Origin of the sequence: Stutzerimonas stutzeri RCH2 (assembly GCF_000327065.1) — a bacterium.
GTDB lineage: Bacteria > Pseudomonadota > Gammaproteobacteria > Pseudomonadales > Pseudomonadaceae > Stutzerimonas > Stutzerimonas stutzeri_AE.
Genome location: NC_019936.1, coordinates 614,105 through 629,596, shown reverse-complemented (window position 1 = coordinate 629,596; position 15,492 = coordinate 614,105). Strand labels below are relative to the sequence as shown.

Below are 15,492 nucleotides of genomic sequence, written 5' to 3'. Positions count from 1 at the left end.
ACCCGACTCCACCTACTGGCAGCTACCAAAGCCTGAGGCGAGACGTGGCTGGCTTTTCTGACAAGACAATGCGACTTCCTGCGCATTTAGCAAAACGTGGAATTCGTCGAAGATCACCATGCCGACGCCTTCCAGCGCCGGGTCGTCCTGCAGACGACGCGCGAGGATGCCTTCGGTGACCACCTCGATGCGGGTATTCGGCCCGACCTTGCTGTCCAGGCGGATGCGGTAGCCGACGGTTTCGCCGACGCGCTCACCCAGCTCGCTGGCCAATCGCTCCGCCGCGGCCCGGGCCGCCAGTCGGCGCGGTTCCAGCATGATGATGGTCTGCCCGCCCAGCCAGGCCTCGCCGAGCAGCGCCAGCGGTACGCGGGTGGTCTTGCCAGCGCCGGGCGGCGCTTCGAGCACGGCTTCGTCGCGCTGCTGCAGGGCCTGGCGCAACGCCGGCAGGGCTTCGTCGATAGGTAGGCTGATCATGTCGGCTCCGATTGCGGCCGCCGATTATATCGAGGCGACCGCTTCGAAAGCGGACCGGCGAGTTTTTGCGAACAGTGGCGCGGCTCGGGCGGTCTGATGTCGAGAAAACATCATCCAGCCCTTGTATAGTTGCGCCACTTTTTCCAGGAGGTCCTTATGCGTACTCGTAACCGAATTATCGGCGGCGTGTTGGCCGTTTCCCTGTTCACCCAGCTGACCGCGTGCGGCACGCTGTTCTACCCGGATCGCCGCGGGCAGATCGAAGGCCGCATCGACCCAGCTGTAGCCGTGCTCAACGCCGTCGGCCTGCTGTTCTATGTCATTCCGGGCCTGATCGCCTTCGGCATCGACTTCGCCACCGGCGCGATCTACCTGCCTGACAATCAGTACTCCATGGCGCCGGAAAAGCTGCAGGAAGCCATTGGTGCCGACGGCCAGATCGATCAGGCGCGCCTGAAGGCCATCATCGAGAAGGAAATCGGCCGCAGCCTGCCGCTGGACGACCCGCGCCTGATCCAGCACAACGGCAGCATGGAGCAGCTCGCGGCCTTCGGTCTGCGCCCCGCTGCCTGATGACGAAAACGAGTAGCAGGCATCGATGAGCATCAACCGCGACCACGCCCGGCTTATGCGCCGGGCCACCGCCGCCGCGCTGGCGACTGCAATCGTCCTGGCGCTGAGCAAGGCGGTGGCCTGGTGGCTGAGCGGCTCGGTGAGTCTGCTCGCCGGTCTGACCGACTCGCTGCTCGATGGCGCCGCATCGCTGCTCAACCTGCTGGCGGTGCACTATTCGTTGCGCCCGGCCGACGACGACCATCGCTACGGCCACGGCAAGGCCGAAGCATTGGCAGGGCTCGGCCAGGCCGCCTTCATCTGCGTCAGCGCGATTCTGGTCGGCGTGCAGGGCGTCGACCGCCTGCTGCACCCGCAACCACTGGGCGCCCAGGGCGTGGGTATCGCGGTGATGCTCTTTTCCCTGGTGATGACCGCCGTGCTGCTGAGCTATCAGCACCATGTGGTCAAGGTGACGGGCTCCACCGCCATCCGCGCCGATTCGCTGCACTACCGCTCCGACTTGCTGCTCAATACCAGCATCCTGGTTGCCCTGATCCTCGCCGGCTTCGGCTGGGAGCGACTGGATGCGCTGTTCGGCATCGGTATCGCGCTGTACATCTTCTGGAGCGCCATCACCATCGTCCGCGAGGCCGGTGCGGTGCTGATGGATACCGAACTGTCACCGGAAATCAGCGAGCAGATGCAGCAACTGGTCTGCGAGGTTCCGGGTGTGCATGGCTGTCACGACTTCCGCACCCGTATTTCCGGCACCCGCTGGTTCGTCCAGCTGCACCTGGAGCTGCCGGGCGAGCTGCCGCTTTCGCAGGCGCATGATCTGTGCGTGGCAGTGGAGAACGCGATTCACGATCGCTATCCGAATGCGGAGGTGCTGGTGCATGCCGATCCGCTTGAGGTGGCGCCGCCGAAGCGGTGATTGGCGTTTTCGGATTCCATTCCAATGGCCGATTTTTGGCGCTGTCTGATGGCTTCGTTTCGCCCTAGGGCGATCGGGCAACGCCAAACGCGCCTTCAGTGTAGGGCAAGACTTTTTGGTTCCGTTTGGCGGGGCCGGCCATCCGGGCTACGGCCAAAAGGAACTCGCCCAGCAGGGCGAAACCAAGCCATCAGCCAACTCGACAACCGGCTTTGGCTCGACACCCAAACCACCACAACGCCCAAAACGAAAAAGACCACGCCTGGGCGTAGTCTCTTCGATTCGTCTGGCCGATGGTAACGGCTGCTTCGCGCGGCGCCTCGTGAGCACCGGGGGCCCGGACCGTCGACCTTGGTAAGGCCTTCGGTGGTCACGGCGGGGATCCTGTGCCGTGTCCGTTTCTGCCGGGGGCTGAAGTTGAGATAAAGCTTACGCTGCCGACTCCAGCACAGGATTGCGAAGATTGCTCAAATAAGCACCACTTGCGCAACTGCAAGCTATTAATCCATCATCCAGCGCAACCATAACCCGCAAGAGTCGGAAGATGAGCAAACTCGACCGTTACGACCTGCGCATCCTCGCCGAATTGCAGCACGATGCCCGCATCTCCAATCAGGAACTGGCCGAACGCATCGGTCTGTCGCCCTCGCCCTGCTCCCGCCGCGTCAAGCAACTCGAAGATGACGGTTATATCGCCCGCCAGGTCGCCCTGCTCGACCGCAAGAAGCTCGGCCTGACGCTGACCGCCTACGTCCTGATCGGCATGGACCGCCACACACCGGAACGCTTTGAGCACTTCGAGGGGATCATCGGCAAATGCCCGGAGGTGCTCGAATGCAGCCTGGTCACCGGCATGGATGCGGACTACCAGCTCAAGGTCGTGGTACCCGATATGGAGCACTACCAGCAGTTTCTGCTCGGCACCCTGACGCGCATCGAAGGCGTCTCCAGCGTGCGTTCCAGCTTCGTCCTGCGCCAGGTGGCGTCGAGTACCGAGCTGCCGCTGGAGCATTTGCGCAGCTGAGACACAGCGCACAACCTGCACCCTACTTTTCGCAGGGTTACTGCCTATAATCCGCGCCCTTCATTCCGCGCCGCTGTGGACCACCGCAGGTAGCCGGTCGCAAGCGCGTCGCCCCACGCAGGCGTCGCCACGCAAGCCTTCGTTGCAAAGGAAATGCCCCATGAAAGACACCAATCGCGTCATGCAGAGCTATGGCCGCTGCTGCGCGAGCTCCAGCTTCTTCGACGACTTCTACGTTGCCTTCCTCGCCAGTTCGCCGGCGATCAGGGAAAAATTCGTCCGCACCGATATGACGGCGCAGAAGCAGCTGCTGCGCGCCGGCATCCTCAACCTGGTGCTGTTCGCCCGCGGCATGCCGGACACCAAGCTCCGCGCACTGGGCCAGAGTCACTCACGCGAGCGTTTGAATATCCACCCGGAACTCTATGACCTGTGGATCGCGGCGCTACTGAAGACCATCAGCCAGCATGACGACGAGCTGCAAGCGCAGGACCTGCAGGCGTGGCGCGCCGTGCTGAACAAGGGCATCGACGTGATCAAGGCGGGCTACTGACGCAGGTGAGGCATTTCGTCGCAGCAGCACCCGGTCGGCTCGATACGAACGCTTTCCGAGCACCGCCGTCCAACCAGCGGTGGCACACGCGCCGCTTGCTGCCGGCGTATACTGCCGCGCTTTCGCGCCCGGCCTGCCACGGGCGCATTCGTCGAAGTCAGTCAGGAGATCCCTGTGGAGCCCGAAGTTTTCGAAAAGTGGATGATGATCGTGCTCGTCGGTGGGCTGATGGCCTTCATGGCGTTCATCATCTGGGACCTGGCCAAGAAGTCGAAGGCCGGCCGCCTCGGCACCGCCATCCTGTTTCTCGGTCTCGGCCTGTGTCTGTTCGCCTTTCTCGCCAAGCCGGTCATCGGTTACGTCATCGAAGTCACTCAGGGCATCCCGCACTGAGTTGATGCACCGGCCGGCGCGCTACAGCTGCGCCGGCACTTCCCGCCACTCGCCCGGCTGCAGGCCGCCCAGTGTCCATGGGCCGATGCGCACGCGCACCAGGCGCAACGTCGGCAGCCCGACCGCCGCGGTCATGCGCCTGACCTGCCGGTTACGCCCTTCACGAATCACCAGTTCCAGCCAGCTGGTCGGCACGCTCTTGCGAAAACGCACCGGCGGGTTGCGCGGCCATAGCTCGGGCTCTTCCAGCTGCCGCGCTTCGGCGGGCAGGGTCATGCCGTCATTGAGCTCGACACCATCACGCAGGCGCTGCAGCTGCTCGGCGCTGACCTCGCCTTCCACCTGGACCCAGTAGGTCTTGGGCAGCTTGTGCTTGGGGTCGGCGATACGCGCCTGCAACTGGCCGTCGTTGGTCAAGAGCAGCAGGCCTTCGCTGTCACGATCGAGGCGCCCTGCCGGGTAGACGCCGGGCACGTCGACGAAGTCCTTCAGCGTGGCGCGGCCATCGGCATCGTTGAATTGGGTGAGCACGTCGAAGGGCTTGTTCAGCAGTAGCAAGCGCGGCTCGGCCGGCGGTGCCTTGGCGACTCGCCGGGATGGTGTACGCGCCGCGGCGGCGCGCGGTGGGTGGGGACGAGAAATGCGCGGCATGAAAGCTCCCAGAACAGGCCGGCCATGCTAGGGCGCAGCGATGAGGCCCGCAAGCCGCCCACCGTCACCCACGTAATCACAACAATCGGCGGCGGATGTTTCGCACCACAAGCGTGCAACGCGCTGCCCCATCACGTGCAGGCCGCCCCGTTTTCGCACTGCGCCAGCGCAGCGCCCCGCCAAGGCGCATCGGCCGTACTGCCAGCAAAGCCGCGCACGCAAAGGGCTCCAGCGAAATTGGCACGGATGCTGCGATAGGCCTCCCAGTCCCCAAGGACCAACCCACAGTTGCGCACGGACAGCCAAGGAGCCGCCCACAATGAAACGCCGTCCCCTGTTGAAGTCCACCCTCGCCGCCAGTGCCCTGATGCTCAGCGGTCTGTTCCCGTTCACCCTGCAGGCTGCCGAGACCATCAAGGTCGGCATTCTGCATTCGCTGTCCGGCACCATGGCCATCTCCGAAACGTCGCTTAAAGACATGGCACTGATGACCATCGACGAGATCAACGCCAAGGGCGGCGTGCTCGGCAAGCAGCTCGAGCCCGTGGTGGTCGACCCGGCGTCCAACTGGCCGCTGTTCGCCGAGAAAGGCCGGCAGCTGCTGACCCAGGACAAGGTTGCGGTGACCTTCGGCTGCTGGACGTCCGTTTCGCGCAAATCGGTATTGCCGGTCTATGAAGAGCTCGACGGCCTGCTGTTCTACCCGGTGCAGTACGAGGGCGAGGAACTGTCGCCGAACGTCTTCTACACCGGCGCCGCGCCAAACCAGCAGGCCATCCCGGCCGTCGAGTACCTGATGAGCGAAGACGGCGGCAGCGCCGAGCGCTTCTTCCTGCTCGGCACCGACTACGTCTACCCGCGCACCACCAACAAGATCCTGCGCGCCTTCCTGATCAGCAAGGGCGTACCGGAGTCCAGCATCGAAGAGGTCTACACGCCGTTCGGCCACAGCGATTACCAGACCATCGTCGCCAACATCAAGAAGTTCTCCGCTGGCGGCAAGACCGCGGTGGTGTCGACCATCAACGGCGACTCCAACGTGCCCTTCTACAAGGAACTGGCCAACCAGGGCCTGGACGCCACTGACGTTCCGGTCGTCGCCTTCTCGGTCGGCGAGGAAGAGCTGCGCGGCATCGACACCAAGCCGCTGGTTGGCCACCTGGCCGCCTGGAACTACTTCCAGTCGGTGGAGAATCCGGTCAACGAAGCTTTCGTCAGCAAGTGGAAGGCCTACGCCAAGGCCAAGAACCTGCCGGGCGCCGACAAGGCCGTGACCAACGACCCGATGGAAGCCACCTACGTCGGCATCCACATGTGGGCGCAGGCGGTCGAGAAGGCCGGCACCACCGACGTCGGCAAGGTACGCGATGCCCTCGCCGGACAGACCTTCCAGGCACCGAGCGGCTACACCCTGACCATGGACGAAAAGAACCACCACCTGCACAAGCCGGTGATGATCGGTGAAGTCCAGGAGGACGGTCAGTTCTCGGTGGTCTGGGAAACCGAAAGCCCGGTCCGCGCCCAGCCGTGGAGCCCGTATATCCCGGGCAACGACAAGAAGCCGGATTACGCGGTGAAGTCGAACTAAGCGCTGTTTTCGTTGCGGTGGATGGATATGCGCCATCCACCGTCAACCGAAGCGGGTCCGTAGGGTGGATCGGGACGCGGAGTCGACTCCTTTCTCTCCACCTATCGACGCCCACAAGCTCCATCAAGAGAGCTCCGGGGTCCCTGGGGAAAACACGAATGAACACTGCCCTGCACCGATTATTGCTGCTGCTCCTGCTCGCCCTTCCCTGGGCGGCCCAGGCCGGAGACGCGGCCGATTACGCCAAAGCCAGTCCAGCCAAACAGGCCAGGCTGTTGGAAGACTGGGCCATCGCGCCGGTTCCCGAGCGCCTGCCACTGATCGAAGCGCTGCGCGCCAACCGCGTGGCCATCGACCAGAACAAGACGCCCTTCGTCGAGGACGGCGACACCTACCGCGCCCTCGAAAGCGACGCCGAACCTGTCGGCACGCCGAAGAAGCTGCGCCTGAACAACCGCCTGCGCGGTCTGCTCAACACCGCTCTGGCCAGCCACCAGCTGTTCTCCGAAGACCCGTCACAACGCCTCGGCGCCGCCAAGCTCCTGCAGCGTAGCGGTCAACCGGAACAGCTCCCACTCCTGCAACAGCGCCTCGAAGCCGAAGACGACCCGGCCGCGCGTGAGGCACTCACCCTGGCGCTAGCCAACCTGCAGCTGACCGCGAGCGACCCGGCCGTGCGCCTCGCCGCCGTGCGCCTGCTCGGCGAAACCGGCGCACCACTGGCGCGGGTGCGCCTGGAAAACCTGCTGGCCGATGAAGCGGAAACCGACGCCGCCGTACGCAAGGCCGCCGAGACCAGTTTGGCCCAGGTCAAACGCAAACTGCTGATCGGCGAACTGCTCGGCCAGGCCTTCAGCGGTCTGTCGCTGGGCTCGATCCTGCTGCTCGCCGCGCTTGGTCTGGCAATCACCTTTGGCCTGCTCGGGGTGATCAACATGGCCCACGGCGAGATGCTGATGCTCGGCGCCTACACCACCTACATGGTGCAGGTGCTGATGGCGCGGCTCGCGCCTGAAGCCCTCGCCTTCTACCCGCTGGTGGCGTTGCCGGTGGCCTTCTTCGTCACCGCCGCGATCGGCATGGCGCTGGAGCGCACGGTGATTCGCCACCTCTACGGCCGCCCGCTGGAAACCCTGCTGGCGACCTGGGGCATCAGCCTGATCCTGATCCAGCTGGTGCGGGTGCTGTTCGGCGCGCAGAACGTCGAGGTCGCCAACCCGGCCTGGCTGTCCGGTGGCCTGCAGGTGCTGCCGAACCTGGTGCTGCCGTACAACCGCATGGTGATCATCGGCTTCGCGCTGTTCGTGGTGCTGCTGACCTGGCTGCTGCTGAACAAGACGCGGCTGGGCCTGAACGTGCGCGCGGTAACGCAGAACCGCAACATGGCCGCCTGCTGCGGCGTGCCCACCGGGCGCATCGACATGCTGGCCTTCGGGCTTGGGTCCGGCATTGCCGGCCTCGGCGGCGTGGCGCTGAGCCAGATCGGCAACGTCGGCCCGGACCTCGGCCAGAGCTACATCATCGACTCCTTCCTGGTGGTGGTGCTCGGCGGTGTCGGCCAGCTGGCCGGCAGCATCTTCGCCGCCTTCGGCCTGGGCATCGCCAACAAGATCCTCGAACCGCAGATCGGCGCCGTGCTGGGCAAGATCCTCATCCTTGCGCTGATCATCCTCTTCATCCAGAAGCGTCCGCAGGGACTCTTCGCTCTCAAGGGGAGGGTCATCGATTGAACCAGCCACTTACCCTCACCGCCGCGCAGAAAGCCGGGCCAAAACTCACCGCCGTCGCGCTCGGTATCGCTTTGGTCGTGTTGCTGGCCATGCCGCTGCTGCACCTGCTGCCGGCCGAGCATGCCCTGCACGTTTCGGCCTACACCCTGACCCTGGTGGGCAAGATCCTCTGCTACGCCATCGTCGCCCTGGCGCTGGATCTGGTCTGGGGTTACGCGGGGCTGCTGTCCCTCGGCCACGGCCTGTTCTTCGCCCTCGGCGGTTACGCCATGGGCATGTACCTGATGCGGCAGAGCGCCGGTGACGGCCTGCCGGCGTTCATGAGCTTTCTCGCCTGGAACGAGCTGCCCTGGTACTGGTACGGCACCTCGAGCTTTCTCTGGGCGATGTGCCTGGTGGTGCTGGTGCCCGGCGTGCTGGCCTTCGTCTTCGGCTTCTTCGCCTTCCGCTCGCGGATCAAGGGCGTGTACTTCTCGATCATGACCCAGGCGCTGACCTTCGCCGGCATGCTGCTGTTCTTCCGCAACGAGACCGGCTTTGGCGGCAACAACGGCTTCACCGATTTCAAGACCATCCTCGGTTTCTCGATCTCGGCGCCGGCGACCCGCGCCACGCTGTTCTTCGCCACGGTCCTCCTGCTTGTCGGCAGCCTCTATCTGGGCTTCCGCCTGGCACGCAGCAAGTTCGGCCGGGTGCTCACCGCCCTGCGCGATGCGGAGAACCGGCTGATGTTCTGCGGCTACGATCCGCGCGGCTACAAGCTGTTCATCTGGACGCTGTCCGCGGTGCTCTGCGGCCTGGCCGGTGCGCTCTACGTGCCGCAGGTGGGGATCATCAACCCCAGCGAAATGGCGCCGACGCAATCCATCGAGGCTGCTGTCTGGGTTGCCCTCGGTGGACGCGGCACGCTGATCGGCCCGCTGCTCGGCGCCGGCATCGTCAACGGCATGAAGAGCTGGTTCACCGTGGCCTTCCCCGAATACTGGCTGTTCGCCCTCGGCGCGCTGTTCATCATCGTCACCCTGTACCTGCCCAAGGGCGTCATCGGCCTTATCAAGCGGAGGGGCGAATGATGAAAACCGTACCTTGCAGCGCCGTCATCGACGGCTTCGACCCTACCGGCGGCGGCCTGACCCGCGATGCCATCGGCCTTGGCCGAGTGGCCGAGAAAGGCCTGGACGTGCGCCACGGCACCATCCTCAGCCTGGAAGACATCAACGTCAGCTTCGACGGCTTCAAGGCGCTGACAGACCTTAGCCTGTACATCGGCGTCGGCGAGCTGCGCTGCATCATCGGCCCCAACGGCGCCGGCAAGACCACCATGATGGACGTCATCACCGGCAAGACGCGCCCCACCAGCGGCAGCGCCTGGTTCGGCGAAACCCTGGACCTGACGCGCATGAGCGAGGTGGACATCGCCCAGGCCGGCATCGGCCGCAAATTCCAGAAGCCCACGGTGTTCGAAGCGCTCAGCGTGTTCGAGAACCTCGAGCTGGCGCAGAAGACCGACAAGTCGGTGTGGGCGAGTTTGAGAGCCAAACTCTCTGGCGAGCAAAAAGACCGCATCGACGAAGTGCTGGAAACCATCCGCCTCGGCCAGTCACGCCATCGCCCGGCCGGGCTGTTGTCCCACGGGCAGAAGCAGTTCCTCGAGATCGGCATGCTGCTGATGCAGTCGCCGCAACTGTTGCTGCTCGACGAGCCGGTGGCCGGCATGACCGATGCCGAAACCGAGTTCACCGCCGAGCTGTTCAAGTCGCTGGCGCGCAAGCATTCGCTGATGGTGGTCGAGCACGACATGGGCTTCGTCGAGACCATCGCCGACCACGTCACCGTGCTGCACCAGGGCCAGGTGCTGGCCGAGGGTTCGCTGCAACAGGTGCAGGCGGATGAGCGGGTGATCGAGGTGTATCTGGGGCGGTAAGCCGCTCACAGGGAGATGACTGGCGCCATTCACCGAGGACCTCCACGGTGGATGGGTAAAGCGTCATCCACCCTACGTCCGCCGAACGCCCATGCCCGCATCATCACAAACCTAATCGTAGGGTAGATAACGCCAGAGGCTTGTCCACCAAGTGAAGGAGTCGCACATGCTGCAAGTCCAGCAACTGCATCAGTACTACGGCGGCAGCCATATCCTGCGCGGCCTCTCATTCGAGGCGAAGGTTGGCGAAGTCACCTGCCTGCTCGGCCGCAACGGCGTCGGCAAGACCACCCTGCTCAAATGCCTGATGGGCCTGATCCCGGCCAAGGAAGGCGCGGTGAACTGGGAGGGCAAGCCGATCACCGGTTTCAAACCGCACCAGCGCGTGCACGCGGGCATCGCCTACGTGCCGCAGGGGCGGGAGATCTTTGGCCGTCTGACCGTCGAGGAAAACCTGCTGATGGGCCTGTCCCGCTTCAGCGCCAGGGAAGCCAAGGAAGTACCCGAGTTCATCTACGAGCTGTTCCCGGTGCTCAAGGAAATGAAGCACCGCCGCGGCGGCGACCTCTCCGGCGGTCAGCAACAGCAACTGGCCATCGGCCGCGCGCTGGCGAGCAAGCCGCGCCTGCTGATCCTCGACGAACCCACCGAAGGCATCCAGCCCTCGGTGATCAAGGAGATCGGCGCGGTGATCAGGAAACTCGCCGCCCGCGGCGACATGGCGATCCTCTTGGTGGAGCAGTTCTACGACTTCGCCGCCGAGCTGGCCGACCAGTACCTGGTGATGAGCCGCGGCGAGATCATTCAGCAAGGGCGCGGCGAAAACATGGCCGCCGACGGTGTACAACGCCTGGTAGCGATCTAGCCTTGCTGCAGCGGCCCGCGAAGCCTGGCTGACCGGCGTCAATGCCGCGTCGCGTTCGCAGGACGAGTATCGAAAGCTGTTGATCTCCTTCATCGGATGCACCGCATGCACGATGTACTCGGTTCCACCAGCTCGAGCGCGCACGCCAGACAGCTGGTCTGGTTCTCCTGGCTGCTGGGCGCGGCCGTGCTCGGCGCGCTGGTGGCCGGTGTGCTGCAGCTGTCCGATGCCAGCCATTTCGAGCTGCTTCTCAGCCAGGCCGAGCCGGGCTGGCTGCTGCTGGCCATTGCCTTGCAGGGGTTGACTTACATCGCGCAGGGTCAGCTCTACCGCATAGTGCTGAAGGCCTCGGGCGCGGCGCTGCCACTATGGGATGCGACGAAGCTCAGCCTGGCCAAACTGTTCGTCGACCAGGCGTTACCCTCGTCGGGGTTCAGCGGCGCAGTGACCGTTGTCGCCTTGCTGCAGCGGCGCGGCATTGGTCTGTCGCAGGTTTCGAGCTGCTTCATCATCAGCGTCTCGGCCTACTTCGCGGCTTATCTGCTGGCGCTCGGTGCAGCGCTGGTTATCGCCATCGGCAGCGGGCATGGCGGCCTCGCGGTGATCGCAACCAGTGCCGCCTTCATGCTGTTCTGCGGTCTGATGGCCGTCGCCGCGCCACTGATCGCCGGGTTGCCGCAGAGCCGCCTGGCCAGCCGAATGCAGAACGTTCGCTGGATGCAGCGACTCCTGGCGATGGTGTTTGCTGCCGAGCCGCGCCTGACACGAAGCCCCGCGCTGCTGGTGCGGGCGACCGGCTATTCGCTGGCTATCGTCCTGCTCGATGCGCTGACCATGTGGGTCCTGCTCTACGCCATCGGCCATGCCGCCCCCTTCGCCGGTATCTTCGCCAGTTTCATGCTCGCCAGCGTGCTGCGCAGCATCGGCATCGTGCCGGGCGGGCTCGGCGCGTTCGAGGCAGCGGCGGTAACGACCCTCAGTTGGGCCGGCGTGCCGCTGGCCGCAGGCCTGTCGGCAACCCTGCTGTTCCGTGCGCTGAGCTTCTGGCTGCCGATGCTGCCCGGTTTCTGGCTTTCCCGTTCGGCGTTGCGCAGCCAGTCCGAGGGTTCCCGCGAAACGCCGTCCATGGCGTTCTGGAGCGAGCCACTGGATCAGCTTTATGGCCGGCTGCAGGCGGCCCCTGGCGGCTTGCGCAGCGACGAAGCCGCAGCGCGCCAACCGTCTGTGCTGCGAGCCCACCGCCCCCATCTGGCGGGAATGGTCGTCGCCTCACTGGGGCGCCAGCTGTCCAGCCCGCTGGTGCTGATCCTGCTGATTGGCGCGGCGGTGGCCTTAGTGGTGCACGACTGGCTGGACGCCCTGATCGTCCTGGCCATCGTGCTGGCCAGCGCGCTGGTGGGCTGCGCGCATGAAGTCCGCTCCAACCGCGCGATCGATCGCCTGCGCGGACAGGTGGCCAGTCGCGCCGATGTCTGGCGCGACGGCCGCATCCAGAGCATCCCTGCCAGCGACGTGGTACCCGGCGATATCGTCGAGCTCTCGGCCGGCAGCCTGATCCCCGCGGACGGTCGGCTGGTTGACGCCCGCGACTGTTTCGTCAATCAGGCGCTGCTGACCGGCGAAACCTTCCCGGTTCACAAGGAGGCCGGCCAGGTTGCGCCTGACGCAGGCCTCGCGCAGCGCGACAACTGCTTGTTCCGCGGCACCTCGCTGCGCAGCGGCACAGCTCGCTTGCTGGCCGTGAACTGCGGCGTGCAGACCGAGCTCGGCCATATCGAACGGTCGCTGGTGCTGCGGCCGCCGGAAACCGAATTCAAGCGCGGCCTGCGCCATTTCGGCGGGCTGCTATTGCGCGTCATGCTGGTCATGGTGACCGCCGTGCTGGGCCTCAACCTGTTTCTCGAGCGTCCGCCGCTGGAAACCCTGATGTTCGCCATCGCCCTGGCCGTCGGGCTGTCGCCGGAACTGTTGCCGGCGATCCTCAGTGCCACGCTATCGGCCGGTGCGCGGCGGATGGCTGCGCGCGGCGTGATCGTGCGTCATCTCAATGCCATCGAGAACCTCGGCGCGATGGACACCCTGTGCACCGACAAAACCGGCACCCTGACCCGCGGCGTGGTCGCGCTCGACGGTGCGCTGGATGTCGATGGTCAGCCCAGCCGGACGGTATTGCGCCTAGCCTGGCTCAACGCCTCGCTGCAGACAGGTCTGCGCAATCCGCTGGACGAGGCGATCGGCGATTACGCTCGCGACCAGGAGCCAGCCATGCCAGGCGCCGAAAAGCTCGACGAGATTCCCTACGACTTCGTCCGCAAGCGCCTGAGCGTGCTGCTGCGTGAGGCAGACCAGCCTACGCCGCGACTGATCTGCAAGGGCGCACTGGACAATGTGCTGCACGTATCGGCGTCCGTGCAGCAGGGCGATGCTTTGCTGCCGCTCACCGCGGCCCGGCGCGAGGCGCTGAACGCCCGCTTCGCCGCCTGGAGCGCGGCCGGTTATCGGGTACTCGGCATTGCCTACCGCTTTCTCGATCACGACGGCTGCAGCGCCGAGGACGAACAGGAACTGACCTTCGCCGGCTTTCTGCTGTTCTTCGACCCGCCCGAACCCGGCGTGCGCGAGGAGCTGAGCGCCCTGCACGAACTGGGCGTGACCGTGAAGGTCATCACCGGCGATAACCGCCTGGTCGCCCGGCATGTTGCCGAGAGCGTCGGCATTCCGGTCGAGCAGATCATCACCGGCGCCGAGCTTGGCCAGATGCGCGACGAGGCGCTGATCAACCTGGCGCCTCGTATCAGCCTGTTCGCCGAAGTCGATCCCAACCAGAAGGAACGCATCATCCGCGCGCTGCAGAAGACCGGCCACGTGGTGGGCTTTCTCGGCGACGGCATCAACGATGCACCGGCGCTGCACACCGCGGACGTCGGCATCTCGGTGGACAACGCGGTGGACGTGGCCAAGGAGGCGGCCGACTTCGTCCTGCTGCGCCACGAGCTGGGCCTGGTGCGCGAGGGCATCGACGAAGGCCGGCGTACCTTCGCCAATACCCTCAAGTACATCTTTCTCACCACCAGCGCCAACTTCGGCAACATGATCAGCATGGCCGTAGCCTCGTTCTTCCTGCCGTTTCTACCGCTGCTGGCCAAGCAGATCCTGCTCAACAACTTTCTCTCCGACATTCCGGCCATCGGCATCGCCAGCGACCGCGTCGACGCCGACTGGTCGCGTACGCCGCATCGCTGGGACATCGGTGAGGTCAGGCGCTTCATGATCACTTTCGGCCTGATCAGCTCAGCCTTCGACCTGCTGACCTTCGGCGTGCTGCTCTACCTGGTCGGCGAGCAGCCAGAGCTTTTTCGCAGCGGCTGGTTCGTCGAATCGCTGATCACCGAACTGGCGATCATTTTCGTGGTGCGCACGCACAAGCCGTTTTACCGCAGCCGTCCCGGTCGCTTCCTGCTGGCAAGCGCGATCGGTGTCGGGCTGCTTGCTGTCCTGCTGCCCTACACGCCCGTAGGCGCCTGGTTCGCCTTGCAGCCGCTGCCGGCAGCGGTTCTGGGCGCGGTACTGCTGATCACGCTGCTCTATGCAGCTTGCTCGGAATGGGCCAAACAACGTTTTTTCGCCCGGCTCAGCGCAGCCCGCCAGCCCTGACGCGACCGAAATGCACCATTTGCGAGCGCCGCATATTGCGAGCCCTCGCTTCGCACCTAAACGGTGCAGCGGCTTGACGTTTCCATCATCGAAACCAGCCTGCTTACACCAGCACTTCGGCTGCACGCCCCGAAGCTGCGCATCGCGCCGGGTAGAGGCACGACTATTGCTGTCTGCCCAGTCAACTACGACTGGCAGCTGCGCATGACCGTTCTGACGCAACTCTTCACCCCGCACTGGCATGCCGAGCTGGAACTCGGTTATGCACTGTGCGCCGGCGCCACGCGGCCGGTGCTGCGCCGCCACAGCGGGCCGCTACGGGTGCAGAAGCATCTGTATCCCGAGGGGCCGGAGGTTTGCCAGCACATCATCGTGCACCCGCCGGGTGGCATCGCCGGCGGTGATCGGCTGGATATCTGCGCCTCGGTTGGCGCCGGTGCCTGGGCGCAGCTGACCAGCCCCGGGGCGGCCAAGTGGTATCGCGCGGCGGGCCCGGCGTATCAGGACTTGCGCTTGCGCGTCGAAGCCGGCGCCACGCTGGAATGGCTACCGCAGGAGACCATCGTCTATTCCGCGGCACAGGCCGAGCTGAGCACGGTCATCGAGCTGGAAGGCGACGCGCGGCTGTTCTACTGGGACATGGTTGCATTGGGGCGACCGGCTGCGGGCGAGCGCTTCGACGCCGGGCATTTTCAGGCGCGCCTGGATATTCGCCGCGATGGTCAATTGCTCTGGCACGAGCGCCAGCGCATCGCCGGCGGCGACGGCCTGCTGGACTCGCCGATCGGCCTCGACGGCCGTTCGGTGTTTGCCACCCTGATCGTCAGCGGCGAGATCTATGCCGACCTGATGGAACGCTGCCGTGACTTGCCCAGCCGCGTACGCGGTGACCTGACCCAGCTGCCCGGCCTGGTGGTAGCGCGCTGCCTGGCCGACGAAGCGCTGCATGCGCGCGCCTGGCTGATCGACCTATGGCGACTGTTGCGCCCTGAACTGCTGGGCCGCGAGGCCGTACCGCCACGAATCTGGAGTACCTGAATGATCAGTGGGCAAGGCCTTTGCCCACTCTGGCGCGCCTGCGTGCACGCTGCCCTGAATAACGCTGCGTGGTTTGCCGCCACGAGCCGGTGGATGTGAAAAGCGA

The 15,492-nt window shown here is 65.1% G+C and carries 14 protein-coding genes; 12 read left to right on the top strand and 2 right to left on the bottom strand.

What is annotated here, in order from left to right; genetic code table 11:
* Window positions 1-12 precede the first annotated feature (12 nt).
* Window positions 13-477, bottom strand: coding sequence for a DEAD/DEAH box helicase (locus tag PSEST_RS02820; RefSeq protein ID WP_015275563.1), 465 nt, complete (start codon window positions 475-477; stop codon window positions 13-15).
* A 156-nt stretch (window positions 478-633) separates the two neighbouring features.
* Between PSEST_RS02820 and PSEST_RS02815 the strand changes: the two genes are divergently transcribed.
* The 5 genes from PSEST_RS02815 to PSEST_RS02795 all read left to right on the top strand — a co-directional run bounded on the left by PSEST_RS02815 (window position 634) and on the right by PSEST_RS02795 (window position 3,936).
* Window positions 634-1,050, top strand: coding sequence for a hypothetical protein (locus tag PSEST_RS02815; protein WP_015275562.1), 417 nt, complete (start codon window positions 634-636; stop codon window positions 1,048-1,050).
* A 25-nt stretch (window positions 1,051-1,075) separates the two neighbouring features.
* On the top strand, window positions 1,076-1,966 hold the full coding sequence (locus PSEST_RS02810; RefSeq protein ID WP_015275561.1) for a cation diffusion facilitator family transporter: 891 nt from the start codon (window positions 1,076-1,078) through the stop codon (window positions 1,964-1,966).
* Between the two features lie 544 nt (window positions 1,967-2,510).
* On the top strand, window positions 2,511-2,990 hold the full coding sequence (locus PSEST_RS02805; RefSeq protein WP_015275560.1) for an Lrp/AsnC family transcriptional regulator: 480 nt from the start codon (window positions 2,511-2,513) through the stop codon (window positions 2,988-2,990).
* 160 nt (window positions 2,991-3,150) lie between these two features.
* Window positions 3,151-3,543 carry a globin gene (locus PSEST_RS02800; protein ID WP_015275559.1) on the top strand — a complete coding sequence of 131 codons (393 nt, stop codon included), beginning with the start codon at window positions 3,151-3,153 and terminating at the stop codon, window positions 3,541-3,543.
* 174 nt (window positions 3,544-3,717) lie between these two features.
* Complete coding sequence (locus PSEST_RS02795) at window positions 3,718-3,936, top strand: DUF2788 domain-containing protein (protein ID WP_003298283.1); 219 nt, start codon at window positions 3,718-3,720, stop codon at window positions 3,934-3,936.
* 21 nt (window positions 3,937-3,957) lie between these two features.
* Here PSEST_RS02795 and PSEST_RS02790 read toward each other — a convergent pair whose 3' ends face one another.
* The gene (locus PSEST_RS02790; RefSeq protein WP_015275558.1) at window positions 3,958-4,587 is read right to left on the bottom strand and encodes a pseudouridine synthase; all 630 of its coding nucleotides are present in this window, start codon (window positions 4,585-4,587) and stop codon (window positions 3,958-3,960) included.
* A gap of 319 nt (window positions 4,588-4,906) precedes the next feature.
* On the opposite strand from PSEST_RS02790, the gene urtA reads away from it, so the two are divergent.
* From urtA to PSEST_RS02755, 7 genes are all read left to right on the top strand, one after another.
* Window positions 4,907-6,175, top strand: coding sequence for an urea ABC transporter substrate-binding protein (gene urtA / locus PSEST_RS02785; protein ID WP_015275557.1), 1,269 nt, complete (start codon window positions 4,907-4,909; stop codon window positions 6,173-6,175).
* 158 nt (window positions 6,176-6,333) lie between these two features.
* Window positions 6,334-7,905, top strand: a complete 1,572-nt coding sequence (gene urtB, locus PSEST_RS02780) for an urea ABC transporter permease subunit UrtB (RefSeq protein ID WP_015275556.1) — start codon at window positions 6,334-6,336, stop codon at window positions 7,903-7,905.
* Window positions 7,902-8,978, top strand: a complete 1,077-nt coding sequence (gene urtC / locus PSEST_RS02775; protein ID WP_015275555.1) for an urea ABC transporter permease subunit UrtC — start codon at window positions 7,902-7,904, stop codon at window positions 8,976-8,978. Before urtB ends, urtC begins: the two co-directional genes overlap by 4 nt.
* Entirely contained in the window at window positions 8,978-9,829 is an 852-nt protein-coding gene (urtD, locus tag PSEST_RS02770; RefSeq protein WP_015275554.1) for an urea ABC transporter ATP-binding protein UrtD, read from the top strand. Before urtC ends, urtD begins: the two co-directional genes overlap by 1 nt.
* Before the next feature lie 166 nt (window positions 9,830-9,995).
* A complete protein-coding gene (gene urtE, locus PSEST_RS02765; protein ID WP_015275553.1) occupies window positions 9,996-10,694 on the top strand; it encodes an urea ABC transporter ATP-binding subunit UrtE in 699 nt (232 codons plus the stop codon).
* A gap of 105 nt (window positions 10,695-10,799) precedes the next feature.
* On the top strand, window positions 10,800-14,348 hold the full coding sequence (gene mgtA / locus PSEST_RS02760) for a magnesium-translocating P-type ATPase (protein ID WP_015275552.1): 3,549 nt from the start codon (window positions 10,800-10,802) through the stop codon (window positions 14,346-14,348).
* A gap of 204 nt (window positions 14,349-14,552) precedes the next feature.
* Window positions 14,553-15,386 carry an urease accessory protein UreD gene (locus PSEST_RS02755; RefSeq protein ID WP_015275551.1) on the top strand — a complete coding sequence of 278 codons (834 nt, stop codon included), beginning with the start codon at window positions 14,553-14,555 and terminating at the stop codon, window positions 15,384-15,386.
* Window positions 15,387-15,492: the final 106 nt, after the last annotated feature.

What these genes read in the sequence shown, in the direction of transcription:
- PSEST_RS02820 (WP_015275563.1), bottom strand. Translation starts at nt 477, where the DNA reads ATGATCAGCCTACCTATCGACGAAGCCCTGCCGGCGTTGCGCCAGGCC.
- PSEST_RS02815 (WP_015275562.1), top strand. Translation starts at nt 634, where the DNA reads ATGCGTACTCGTAACCGAATTATCGGCGGCGTGTTGGCCGTTTCCCTG.
- PSEST_RS02810 (WP_015275561.1), top strand. Translation starts at nt 1,076, where the DNA reads ATGAGCATCAACCGCGACCACGCCCGGCTTATGCGCCGGGCCACCGCC.
- PSEST_RS02805 (WP_015275560.1), top strand. Translation starts at nt 2,511, where the DNA reads ATGAGCAAACTCGACCGTTACGACCTGCGCATCCTCGCCGAATTGCAG.
- PSEST_RS02800 (WP_015275559.1), top strand. Translation starts at nt 3,151, where the DNA reads ATGAAAGACACCAATCGCGTCATGCAGAGCTATGGCCGCTGCTGCGCG.
- PSEST_RS02790 (WP_015275558.1), bottom strand. Translation starts at nt 4,587, where the DNA reads ATGCCGCGCATTTCTCGTCCCCACCCACCGCGCGCCGCCGCGGCGCGT.
- urtA (WP_015275557.1), top strand. Translation starts at nt 4,907, where the DNA reads ATGAAACGCCGTCCCCTGTTGAAGTCCACCCTCGCCGCCAGTGCCCTG.
- urtB (WP_015275556.1), top strand. Translation starts at nt 6,334, where the DNA reads ATGAACACTGCCCTGCACCGATTATTGCTGCTGCTCCTGCTCGCCCTT.
- urtD (WP_015275554.1), top strand. Translation starts at nt 8,978, where the DNA reads ATGAAAACCGTACCTTGCAGCGCCGTCATCGACGGCTTCGACCCTACC.
- urtE (WP_015275553.1), top strand. Translation starts at nt 9,996, where the DNA reads ATGCTGCAAGTCCAGCAACTGCATCAGTACTACGGCGGCAGCCATATC.
- mgtA (WP_015275552.1), top strand. Translation starts at nt 10,800, where the DNA reads ATGCACGATGTACTCGGTTCCACCAGCTCGAGCGCGCACGCCAGACAG.
- PSEST_RS02755 (WP_015275551.1), top strand. Translation starts at nt 14,553, where the DNA reads ATGACCGTTCTGACGCAACTCTTCACCCCGCACTGGCATGCCGAGCTG.